Here is a 12,477-nt window from a genome sequence, read left to right as displayed (position 1 = left end):
GAAGACGCTCCCTTCAACTATTTTTTGAAAAAAATGCCGACACTAAATTGTCGGCACTACTTCATTCCCTAGAAGGATCAAATTGAAGAAGGTTCTAAAATTTATGACTCGATCACTTTTTTGAATACATGGCCGGAACGGTCAAATTGCATTTTTTCCATATAAAAATGATATGCAGATTCGTGCTGCGATTCACTCGAAAGCAAAACGCTCGAATAGCCATGATCCATTGCCCACTGCTCAATGAATTGAAGCAGCTGCCCCCCATAATCCTGCGAGCGATACTGCTGATCTGTGACTAGATCGCACACCCAAACCGACGGTCCGCTGTATAGCGTTGTCATTGGCATAAAACCAGTAACAGCGACCAGATAATTTCCTTCAAAAACAGCAAATAGATGATAACGCTCATTTCTAGTCGCCTGCATCACAAGTTCAAGATAGGTCTCTTCATCTAAATCTGTTCGGAGCTGATTCATAACTGGAAAAGCAGCCTTCCATTCCGTCACAGTTCTCAGTTCGCGAATGATGCTCATTGACGTTCTCCTGAAATTTCAATTGCTGAATGACTTTTATCGAAAAACTTCCGAATGCCAACAACAACAAAATTCATCATGCAGAACAACTCCTACTTTGTCTTGTTTTATAATTACATGTTCATTGTAAATTGAGATTCATACAAGCGGCTGTAAACTCCGTCACGTTTCAAGAGCTGTTCATGTGTTCCTTGCTCAGTAATTCCATGCTCGGTTACAACAATAATACGATCTGCGTTTTTGATTGTTGCCAAACGGTGTGCAATGATAAGTGTTGTACGCCCTTTCGCCAATTGCTCTAGAGATTGCTGAATCGCCGCCTCTGTTTCTGTATCCAAAGCCGAAGTTGCTTCATCAAGAATAACTATTGACGGATCCTTGAGAAACATCCGTGCAATGGAAAGCCGCTGCTTCTGTCCGCCGGAAAGTTTCACTCCACGTTCGCCGACTACCGTATCCAAACCGTCAGGCATATTGAGAACAGTTTTCTCCAATCGCGCGAGGCGAATCACGTGCCAAATTTCTTCATCGGTTGCATCTAATTTTCCATACGCAACATTTTCGCGGAGTGTACCGGAAAAAAGAAATACATCTTGTTGCACTAGTCCAATATGACTGCGTAACGAAGAAAGTTTAAAATCACGAATATCGATACCGTCAATCGTAATGCTTCCCTCGGTCACATCATAAAAACGTGGAAGTAAGCTGCATAATGTTGTTTTTCCGGCACCCGTAGGTCCAACGAATGCGACAGTCTCTCCAGAATGAATGTGCAGATTGATATGATTCAGCACTTGTTTCTTTCCTTCATACCCAAAGCTGACATTAGTGTAATTAATCCGACCTTCAATAGATGCAACAGTAATCGCCTGTTCACTGTTCACAATTTCGGGGGCTAAACTTTTCAATTGCAGAAAACGCTTGAATCCGGCAATACCCTTTGGATACAGTTCAATAACGGCGTTAAAATTCTGAATCGGTTGAACAAAAATGTTTGAAAGCAATAAGAAGGCGACAAATTGTCCACTGCTCAGTTCGCCATGAATGACAAACCAAGCCCCACTGATTAATGTGAATAACGTAATGAGGCGCATGAAAAAATAATTTGTTGTTACACTCGTCGCCATAATTTTATAGGAAAATAGCTTCGCTTTTCGATATAATTTATTATTTTCTCGAAAGCGCTTTTTTTCATAGTCTTCATTCGAAAATGCTTGGACAACACGAATACCGCCGACAGCATTTTCAACATTAGCATTAAAGACAGCGATATCTTGATAGATTTGATCCGAGGCTCTTGTCATTTTTATGTTAAACATAATGATAAAAGAACCTAGAATGGGAACGAGAACAAACGTAATGCACGCGAGCTTCCAGTTGATCGTCAACATCAGGAAAAACGCACCAAGTAGTGACATGATCGCAATAAAGAGTTCTTCCGGACCATGGTGAGCCGTTTCACCAATATCAAACAGATCCGTCGTGAGACGCGACAACATGTGACCGGTCTTATTATTATCAAAGAAATGAAAGGATTGTCTCTCAATATGTTCAAAAAGCTCCTGGCGTATATCGGTTTCAATGTTAATTCCTAGCATATGGCCCCAATAGGTCACCACATAATGCATCAAAGTATTAATAATATAAAACAATAGCAGGCCTGCTGAGGCAAGCATAATAATCGACCAATCCTTTCCAGGAAGCAGTCGATCGATCACTTGATTCACCGCCATAGGAAAGACAAGTTCAAGTAGCGCAAGCAGAACTGCGCAAGAAAAGTCGAGAATGAATAATTTCTTGTAGGGTCTGTAATAAGAGAAAAAACGGCGAATCACATAAGTACCTCGCTTTCACCTGTTTTAATGTTCAGTTGTCCAAAGATTACGGCTTGCATCTGACGGCATACGCCAATCACCGCGTGGTGACAAACTGACGGTTCCGACTTTCGGTCCGTCAGGAATCGCAGAACGCTTGAATTGCATTGAGAAAAAGCGGCGAATAAATGTTTGAAGCCATTTCTGAATCGTTGCTTCATCATAAGAATCTTTGAACGCAATTTTTGCAAGAAATAGTATTTTTGCAGGTGTGAATCCGCTGCGTACGAAATAATAAAGAAAGAAATCATGCAGTTCATATGGTCCGACAATATCCTCTGTTTTCTGCGCAATTTTTCCTTTGCCATTCTTCGGCAATAATTCAGGAGTTACAGGGGTATCAAGAACATCAAAAAGAATCGCGGCGATTTCCTCACGTGTCTCTTCTTCAGCAACATAGCGAACTAAATAGCGAACAAGTGTTTTTGGGACGGAACAGTTCACAGCATACATCGACATGTGATCACCATTGTAGGTGCTCCAGCCGAGTGCAAGTTCAGAGAGGTCCCCTGTCCCTATAACGAGTCCCCCTTCTTTATTAGCGATATCCATCAATAGTTGTGTGCGTTCACGAGCCTGCACATTTTCATAAGTCACATCATGAATTGCAGGATCATGGCCGATATCTTTAAAATGCTGTAGACAAGCAGCTACAATATTCACTTCGCGGAAGTCAGTCTCCAACTTTTTGCAAAGTGAAACGGCATTCTGATAGGTCCGGTCGGTCGTACCGAAGCCTGGTAAAGTAACCGTTATAATATTTTTCCGGTCATAACCGAGTAAATCAAAGGTTTTTACAATCACAAGCAAAGCCAGGGTTGAATCAAGACCTCCGGAAATTCCAATCACGGCATTCTTCAGACCTGTATGTTCCATACGCTTTGCGAGTGCCGCTGCTTGTATACTGAAGATTTCACTGCAACGCTGCTCTCTTTGCTTCGCATCAGCAGGAACAAACGGATGCTTATCAATTTCCCGATCAAACACTCCGTAATCCATATGCTCAAAGGAATAATTGATTTTTCGAGCTGTCCAAGGCATAGTAGAAGTTGCTTCTCTAAAGCTGATATTCTTTATTCTTTGTAAATTCAATCGATCAATATCAACGATTGATGTCTTAATTTCATTGTCTCTCTGAAAACGCTTGTTTTTATTCAGCATCGTCCCATTTTCAGCGATCAGCAGTTCGCCTCCAAAGACAACATCAGTCGTAGACTCGCCTGTACCCGCTCCTGAATAAATATAAGATGCCATACATTTTGCACTCTGAGATGCCACAAGCGTTTCACGATAACCCGACTTACTCACCACTTCGTTTGAAGCAGAAAGGTTTCCAATTATTTGAGCACCGGCAAGGCTTAGATAGCTGCTCGGAGGCACGACACTCCACAGATCTTCACAGATTTCAAATCCAAATTGGAATGCACCGCTCTGAAAAAGCAGATCAATACCAAAGGGGACATCTTTCTGAAAGGACACATCCACAGTATGATTGGTGATACCTTTACCGGAAGTAAACCAGCGCCGTTCATAAAATTCTTCATAATTCGGTATGTAACTCTTTGGAACAATCCCTAATAGATTACCGTCAAACAAGATATAGGCACAATTATAGACAACTGTCTGAGCATAGAGCGGGGCACCAACAGCAATAAGAATGTCTTTGCCCGTGCAATAAGCGCATAACTCCCTCACACCTTGTTCCACTTCATCGAGCAGCTGCTTCTGTAGAAACAAATCCGCACATGTATAAGAAGTAACGCATAGTTCTGGGAAAACAACCAGCTTCGCATGCTCATGAACTGCTTTATCAATACATACCTTTATATTCGCCACATTTGTGTGGACATCCGCGACTCGAGTCACCGGACATGCGGCTGCCACGCGAATAAAATTCATTGACTCCATCAACATAACCCCCGATTAGAAAACACCTGTAAAGCTTACGTTCATTATTATTCCCCAAAATCAGATCAGACATTGCACAACTGTGCAAAAAGCCTCCCAATATTGGAGAGGCTCTAGAAGCATCAACATCTACTAAATATCAAGCACTAATCTATAAAAGCGATGTACAGAATCAGCTACATTTTAATGCTATATCAAATAATTGTCAATAAATACCTCTATCGTTCAAGATCAACCTTACTCAGCTCTCTTATGCATATGTACGATCACTCGCTCATTTTTAGAGGCATGCAGGTGGCAAGCCGAATAATGTCCCTTTTCTACTTCCACAAACTCCGGACGTTTTTTTGCGCAAATATCCATAACAAACGGACATCGGGTGCGGAAAACACAGCCACTTGGAGGATTAATCGGACTTGGAAGTTCTCCTTTTAGTATGATCCGTTCCCTCTTTTCTTCAATATCCGGATCGGGAATCGGAATTGCCGAAAGCAGTGCCTGTGTGTATGGGTGAAGCGGATTTTCATAGAGATTATGGCTTGATGTCATTTCAACGAGATTGCCGAGATACATAACGCCAATTCGATCACTAATATACTTAACCATAGAAAGGTCATGAGCAATGAACAGCATCGTCAAACCTTTCTCCAATTGAAGTTGCTTCAGCAGAAAAACTACTTGAGCTTGAACAGAAACGTCCAACGCTGATATCGGTTCATCAGCGATAATAAATTCAGGATTAAGGGCAAGAGCACGAGCAATACCGATTCGCTGCCTTTGTCCTCCGCTGAATTCATGCGGATAACGGTTTAAATAATTTCGATTTAATCCTACCTCTTCCAATAGTTGTTCTACTTTTTCCTTGCGCTCTCTTGCACTTTTGCAGGTCTTGTGAATTTCCATCGGTTCTGCGATTATTTCGAGAACCGTTGAACGCGGATTTAATGATGCATATGGATCTTGAAAAATCATCTGCATAGTGCGATGTAAACGAAATCGTTGATCAGTAGTCATCTGATCAACATTCTGACCTTTATACTCAATTTCTCCCCCGGTTTTTTCATAGAGACCCATAATTGTACGGCCAAGTGTGGATTTTCCGCAGCCCGACTCACCCACAATTCCAAATGTTTCACCAGGCTGAATGGAAAGGCTGACGTTGTCAACGGCTTTGAGAACTTGTGATCGATCTAGTTCAAAGTACTTTTTTAGTTGGCTTATTCTAAGAAGAGGTACATTCCCCACCATTCATCCTTCCTTCCAATAACGCCTAATCGCGCATAATTCTTCTTCATAAATTGTTCCTTTAAGTGTGGTCACAATGACTTTTTTTCCGGGAGTCTGTGAATGGATCATTTTTCCATCTCCGTAATAGATACCGACATGATGTACAAAACCCTTCCCCTTTTCATAAGCGAAAAACAGCAGATCACCAGGCAGAATGTCTTTTTGATCAACCGCTTCCCCATGCATCGATTGATCATCAGCATCGCGAGGAATGAGATAGCCAGCCGCGCGAAGCATTGAGTAACTGAAGCCCGAACAATCATATCCATAGGCGCTCATTCCAGCCCATAAATAGGGAAGATCGATGAATTGACTTGCATAGTAAACCACTTCAGCACCGGTAAGCGGCGATCTCCTTTCAGGAAAAGAAACATCTTGCTTTCTAAGAATAAGGGCTCCTAAAGGAGTGGCCACTTGAACAAACATAGCGTTCTCTTCAATTAATGAGAGGAACGTTCCAAAGCTCAAATCCATAAGCGCCTGTTTATCTTTGCTGTAAAGTGTTGCTAACCTCTTTTGCACCATGACGGGTTCAAGTGATTCAGATACATCACAGTCAATCGAATGACTGATTGGCATCCAGCCGGGATACCCGCGCCGATCCTTTGAAAAGTATTGATTTGGAATACAGACCTTTGCCCAGTCTCCTACTTGTTCATCGATAATAATCGGTTCGTTGAACAGTATCTGTGTTTGCGTTCTCTTTTCTTTACATAGTGCGATGGTTTCTTCACGAGTCATGCCGGAGATCCAGCCGTCCATATCCGGAGGGTTCAAAACAGCAGGCATATCAATTGGCCGAACAGAACCTGGTGACGTCCAAACCGTCGCTACAGGAACAGAGATTCTTCTCCTCAATTTCCCTCTCCTCTCTTTATCTTTTTAAAATTAACTCCGGTGATGCCCAAACCCGGAGCATCAGACAAAGTGATTTGACTTTGTCTGTAGCTTGCGCCTCCCTCAATGGGTTCCGAAGCAAACATGAGTGGTGTATCCAAATCGCAGCGTGTCACATTTACTTTTGCAGCCGCAAAATGGCAGGCTGCAGTCACTGAGACTTTAGACTCAACCATACATCCGACCATACATTCAACACCGTATGTTTCGGCCAGAGTGTTAATTTTTTCCGCTTCTGCGATACCTCCGGCTTTCATTAATTTGATATTAATAATATCGCATCCGTGCATTGCAAGCAGTCGTGCCGCGTCTTTGGGGTTGAAAATACTTTCATCAGCCATAATCGACGTATCCACGTGTTCAGTTACGAGTTTCATTCCTTCGAAATCCCATGATGGAACAGGTTGTTCAATCAACTCGATACCCAGATCCATATCCTCCATCTTTCGAATAATGGCTATTGCATCTTTCGCACGCCAGCCTTGGTTGGCATCCAGTCTTAATTTAATCTGGTTGCCAACTGCTTGACGAACACCGGCAACTCTTTCTAGATCCTCATTAATCGTTGAGTTCCCAACCTTTATCTTCAATGTGGTGAATCCTTTTTTAACGATTTCGTGCGCATCCCGCGTCATTTCTTTGACACTATTGACACTAACTGTAAAATCCGTCTCCAGCCTGTTGGCGTTTCCTCCAAGAAATTGATAGAGCGGCATACCTGCCTTCTGCGCAAGGCAATCATAAACCGCAATGTCGACAGCAGCTTTAGCACTTGTATTATGGAGGATTGCTCTATCTATGACTTGGTGAATATGTTCTCTCTTCTCAACTTCAAGTCCGATAATTAAGGGGCGCAGTACCTCCATAATCGTATAGTTGATGCTACCGAGACTGTCACCAGTGATTACGTGTGTCGGCGGAGCCTCGCCAAAACCAATCGTTCCATCATCGCAAGTCAAGCGTACAATCATGCTCTCTGCTTTCTCGACTGTTCGAAGTGCGGTTTTAAATGGTTTAATGAGAGGAATAGATAGTTTATCTGTCTGTACGTTTACAATTTTCATACCAAGGTGCCCTCCGTATTATCTGCATAACCTCAAGTTAAATTGCTTAATTGTTATTCGTTTTGCATTCTTAAGTGAACAAATATTCATTATAATTTTTCGCAAATCAAAAAAGTTGTTCTCTTATCTTCTTCAATGAAAAACCGTTTTCCGTGTTCAGGAAAACGGCTTCTTCTGATTTGAGAATCATCAACTCTAAGGATTCCAATTAATCAGGAGATTTAAGTTAGTTAGACTTTGTCGCCCACTTCAGTTCCATATAGCCTACCGGGTGCCGAACAATTCCTTTAACTTTGCTGTTTTGCAATTCGGACTGATTGTAGAAATATACTGGGAAGAGCGGCATTTCTTTCATGAGCAGTTTTTCAGCCTGATACATCAATGCATAGCGTTTCGCATCATTTTTCTCGTTCTTTGCTTCTTTGATCAATTTATCATATTCTTTGTTGCTCCACTGCATGCTGTTCATTGGCATGCCGGTAATGAAATTTTCCAGGAAGTTGATTGGATCGCCGTAATCGGCTAAGAAAGAGCCGCGTGAGAATTGGAATTTGCCTTTCTTTTGATCAACGCCGTAAACGTTCCATTCCATATTGGCTAATTTCACCGATACGCCGAGATTCTTCTTGTACATTTCTTGAACCGCTTCTGCAACAGCCTTGTTAATATCGGTTGTATTGTAGGTCAGTGTGATTGGCGGCAACTTATTATAGCCTTCTTCTTTCATCCCTTCCGCAAGCAGCTTTTTAGCTTCTGAAGGGTCGTATTTATAAAGATTGCCGTTATGGCTGCGGAAGTCCTCTCCGCTTGGATCCTTAAATCCGGGAGAAACAAAACCGTATGCCGGATCATTTTTCTGCTTAACCACGTAGTTAACGATTTTTTTGTTATCAACGGCAAGTGCAAAGGCTTTTCTGATTTTGGCATTATTGAATGGTTTCATTTTCACGTTCATACTAAAGAAATAGGTACCTGCTTGTGGACCGACAGTAACCTTTCCCTCTTTAAAGAGTTGATCAGATAAGTCAGGCGGTACACTCGCAGTATCAAGTTCCCCTGTTTTAAACATTTGATATTCAGTATTTGTATCATTGACCATGGCCCAGTCGACTTCGTCAAGCTTCACACTTTTCTTATCCCAATAAGTGCTGCTCTTCTTAAATACCATATTTGAATCATGTTTCCATGATGCCAGTTTAAAAGGTCCGTTTCCAACAAATGTCTTGGCATTGGCATACCATTTCGAATCCTTTTCAGCAACTTTTTTGTTTACCGGAAAAAAGGCAGGATTAGAAATCATATTGAGAAAATAAGACTGTGGTGCATTGAGGGTGACCTTTAATGTTTTGTCATCTGTCGCTTTCACTTGTACATCATCAGCGGAGCCTTTTTTCAGGTTATACGCTTCGCCGCCTTTGATTAGGTAGCCCAAGAAGGCTGCAGGTGATGCCGTTTTGGGATTTAACAGTTGTTTCCACGCATACTCAAAATCTCCGGCAGTTAACTCATCACCGTTATCCCATTTCGCGTCTTTACGAATGTGGAATGTATAGGTCATTCCATCTGAAGAAACGTCCCACTTCTCTGCCGATGCAGGATGCGGCTCATTATCCTTACCGAGACGTGTCAAACCTTCCATTAAGTTGTTTAATGCATTCCAAGACACAGAATCAAACCCGATTGGCGGATTGAAAGAAGTTGGTTCCGATCCGTTATTGAGTTTTAAAACCTGTTTTCCGTTCGCTTTCTTGCTCGTTGAATTTGGCTTCGCTGTACATCCGCTGAATGCGAAAACAAGCAAAACTGCCATGCCGAGCAAAAACACATTTCTAAGCAACTTTTTCAAATGAAATCCTCCTGCCTTTTTATAATATTTCAACCTTTTGCCGAATGGTATCAGCTCTTTTATCTAAAAGCCAACAATCAACAGCATGATTTTCATCAACCATAGATGTTGGCGGTTGAACATGTTGACAAACCTCCATCGCAAACGGGCACCGTTCACAAAAAGCGCAACCATCAGGGGGTGCAAATAAATCCGGCGGCGCACCTTCGATCGGCTTTAGTGTATCAGCAGGAATATCGACTCGGACGATGGCGTTAAGAAGCGCTTGAGTGTACGGATGCTTCGCTCTATAAAAAATATCGCGCTTGCTGCCCATTTCCACAATCTTCCCTGCATACATAACTGCCACACGGTCTGCAGTCTTCGCGACAACGCCAAGATCGTGAGTGATCATAATCATGGAGACGCCTGTCTCTTCTTGAATATGATCAAATAATTCCAAAATTTGAGCCTGAATGGTTACATCCAGTGCTGTTGTCGGTTCATCAGCAATAATCAGATCCGGTTCACAAATAAGGGCCATGGCAATCACAATTCTCTGCCGCATACCACCACTAAATTGGTGCGGATATTGCTTCATTCGCTTTTCGCCATTCGAAAGACCGACCATATGAAGCATCTCAATCGCTTTTTTATGAGCTTCTTTCCTTGATACCTTTTTCTGATGAATAATGCCTTCGGTCAACTGTGATCCTATGGTCAATGTTGGATTAAGTGCCGTCATCGGATCCTGAAAGATCATAGATACATTAACGCCCTGAATACGACGCATCTTTTTCGGAGGTAACGTGGTCATCTCAGTACCTTTAAATCGAATGGAGCCGTCGATAATCTTCCCATTGGGCTTTGGAATCAATCCCATTACTGCCAAAGAAGTCACACTTTTTCCGCACCCCGATTCGCCCACAATTGCAAGTGTCTCTCCTTGTTTAATATCAAACGCAACACCGCGAACTGCATGAACCTCACCACCATGCGTTTTAAAGGACACATGTAAGTTATTAACTTCAAGCAACTTGTCCGTTTTTTTTGCCAAGGTGGTCATCTCCTTAATTTCGGATCCAGCGCGTCTTGCAAGCCGTCCCCAAGGATATTAAAAGCAAACATTGTTAAGGAAATAAATAATGCAGGGAAGAACAATCTCCACCAAAAACCTGCTAATAGTGCTGATAAGGCGTCACTAGCCATAACACCCCAGCTTGCATACGGCGCCTGCACACCTAACCCAAGAAAACTGAGAAACGCTTCAGAAAATATAGCTGACGGAACAGTCAGAGTCATTTGGACAATGATTGGTCCCATTGTATTTGGAATAAGATCTTTACGAATAATACGCCACGGCTTGCTCCCAAAAGATTTGGAAGCTGTCACAAATTCAAAGTTCTTCAATTGAAACATTTGTCCCCTTACAATTCGCGCCATACCTGTCCACCCTGTTACTGTCAGAGCAACAATAATGGTCAATAAGCTTGGTCCCATAACCACCATAAGCAAAATGACAACAAGCAAATAGGGGAGGCCGTAAAGAATTTCAATGATTCGCATCAGCACTAAATCTGTCTTTCCACCGATGTATCCGGATAATCCGCCATACGCGACACCAATGAGAAGATCGACAAGCGCCGCAACGACCCCGACAAATAATGAAATTCGCGCACCGTACCATGTACGGGTAAAGACATCTCGACCAAGTTCATCGGTGCCGAACCAATGGCTTGCCGACGGTGCTAAATTCTGCAGCGTCAAGTGTTGGGCCGTGACCGAGTAAGGTGAAAATATCGGACCGAAAATTGCGAATACGGCAAGCAGGATTAAAAAACACATTCCCAGCATGGCCAACTTGTTTTTACGTAAATGAATCCACGCATTTTGCCAATAAGAGATACTTGGACGCGAGAGGTTCTGTTGTACTGACTTGTTGCGGTTCAAAAGACGAAACCATTCTCCTGGAACGTTTTGCGCTGCGCACTGAACCTTTGTCCCGTTTGTATTTGCCATCATCTGCCCTCCTTATTAAGTTTGATCCGCGGATCAAGCCAGCCATAAGCAATATCAACTAGGAACAGCATAACGATTAATATCGCACTATAAAACATTGTCGTTCCCATGATTACCGGATAATCTCTCGAGTTGATACTGTCAACAAAATATTTACCCATGCCTGGTATCGCAAAGATTTTCTCAATCACGAAAGTACCGGTCAAGATACTTGCGGCTAGTGTGCCGAGAACGGTAACGACAGGAAGAAGAGCATTTTTTAATGCATGTTTCGTAACAATTAAAAAAGGTGACAATCCTTTAGCCTGCGCAGTCCTGATGTAATCCTGAGTCAGAACCTCAAGCATGCTGGAACGGATCAGTCGGGCAATAATCGCCATTGGAGCAGTTGCAAGAGCGATGATCGGCATAATCATATAAGAGAGTCCTTGCCACGTTCCTGCGGGAAGCAGGCGCCAATGAACAGCGAGTTCTTGAATTAGAAGAGTAGCCAGTACGAAATTAGGAATGGAAATACCAAGTACCGCAACAGTCATGGCAATATAATCAATCAAGCCATTATGTTTCAAGGCAGCAAAAACCCCAAGTAAAACCCCGGAAAGAACAGCAACCACAAGAGACCACATACCAAGCTCAAATGATACCGGGAAACCTCTCCCGAGTAAGTCATTTACAGTTTGGGATGGTTGTTTTATTGACGGACCATATGTAAAAGTTGCAATTGATTTAAGATAAATTAGATATTGAATCGGGAGCGGCTGATCAATATGATAATGAGATTCCATATTTTTTACCGCGGCGTCACTCAGAACTTTGCCGTTCATGCTATTAAAAGGCGATCCTGGAATTGAATGCATAAGCAAAAATGTCAAAGTAGCGATCACCCACAGGGTTAAAATCATTGCTAGAAACCTCTTGAAAACAAATTGCAGCATAGCAAACCTACCTTTCTATGTAGACTAAATAAAGAGATCCGTTTAACTTGAAATTCCGAATATTATATTCGTGTTTATTCGACAATGCATTAAAAAGCACAAAATCCAGCTCCTCGTAGATTGAGAGCTGGA

At 42.3% G+C, this 12,477-nt stretch carries 10 protein-coding genes; all 10 read right to left on the bottom strand.

The features are described 5' to 3' along the window. Window positions 1–101: 101 nt before the first annotated feature. The 10 genes from ABWW58_RS12900 to ABWW58_RS12855 all read right to left on the bottom strand — a co-directional run bounded on the left by ABWW58_RS12900 (window position 102) and on the right by ABWW58_RS12855 (window position 12,345). Window positions 102–536, bottom strand: coding sequence for a GNAT family N-acetyltransferase (locus ABWW58_RS12900; protein ID WP_353869514.1), 435 nt, complete (start codon window positions 534–536; stop codon window positions 102–104). Window positions 537–649: 113 nt separating this feature from the next. Further along, window positions 650–2,371, bottom strand: a complete 1,722-nt coding sequence (locus ABWW58_RS12895; protein ID WP_353869513.1) for an ABC transporter ATP-binding protein — start codon at window positions 2,369–2,371, stop codon at window positions 650–652. A gap of 24 nt (window positions 2,372–2,395) precedes the next feature. Then, window positions 2,396–4,318, bottom strand: a complete 1,923-nt coding sequence (locus ABWW58_RS12890) for an NAD(+) synthase (protein WP_353869512.1) — start codon at window positions 4,316–4,318, stop codon at window positions 2,396–2,398. Window positions 4,319–4,555: 237 nt separating this feature from the next. Beyond that, on the bottom strand, window positions 4,556–5,566 hold the full coding sequence (locus ABWW58_RS12885) for an ABC transporter ATP-binding protein (protein WP_353869511.1): 1,011 nt from the start codon (window positions 5,564–5,566) through the stop codon (window positions 4,556–4,558). Next, entirely contained in the window at window positions 5,567–6,463 is an 897-nt protein-coding gene (locus ABWW58_RS12880) for a C40 family peptidase (protein WP_353869510.1), read from the bottom strand. It lies immediately after the preceding gene. Continuing rightward, the gene (locus tag ABWW58_RS12875; RefSeq protein ID WP_353869509.1) at window positions 6,460–7,566 is read right to left on the bottom strand and encodes a mandelate racemase/muconate lactonizing enzyme family protein; all 1,107 of its coding nucleotides are present in this window, start codon (window positions 7,564–7,566) and stop codon (window positions 6,460–6,462) included. Before ABWW58_RS12875 ends, ABWW58_RS12880 begins: the two co-directional genes overlap by 4 nt. Window positions 7,567–7,792: 226 nt before the next feature. Next, window positions 7,793–9,376, bottom strand: a complete 1,584-nt coding sequence (locus tag ABWW58_RS12870; RefSeq protein WP_353869718.1) for a peptide ABC transporter substrate-binding protein — start codon at window positions 9,374–9,376, stop codon at window positions 7,793–7,795. Between the two features lie 55 nt (window positions 9,377–9,431). Continuing rightward, window positions 9,432–10,448 (bottom strand): ABC transporter ATP-binding protein, encoded by a 1,017-nt coding sequence (locus tag ABWW58_RS12865; RefSeq protein WP_353869508.1) that lies wholly within the window; start codon window positions 10,446–10,448, stop codon window positions 9,432–9,434. Window positions 10,449–10,453: 5 nt separating this feature from the next. Further along, window positions 10,454–11,410 (bottom strand): ABC transporter permease, encoded by a 957-nt coding sequence (locus ABWW58_RS12860; RefSeq protein ID WP_445783440.1) that lies wholly within the window; start codon window positions 11,408–11,410, stop codon window positions 10,454–10,456. After that, on the bottom strand, window positions 11,410–12,345 hold the full coding sequence (locus ABWW58_RS12855) for an ABC transporter permease (protein WP_353869506.1): 936 nt from the start codon (window positions 12,343–12,345) through the stop codon (window positions 11,410–11,412). The genes ABWW58_RS12860 and ABWW58_RS12855 overlap by 1 nt, the downstream gene beginning before the upstream one ends. Window positions 12,346–12,477 lie beyond the last annotated feature (132 nt).

Origin of the sequence: Sporolactobacillus caesalpiniae (genome assembly GCF_040513385.1) — a bacterium.
GTDB lineage: Bacteria > Bacillota > Bacilli > Bacillales > Sporolactobacillaceae > Sporolactobacillus.
The sequence above is the reverse complement of the archived record's forward strand: the minus strand, read 5'-3'. Positions and strand labels throughout refer to the sequence as shown.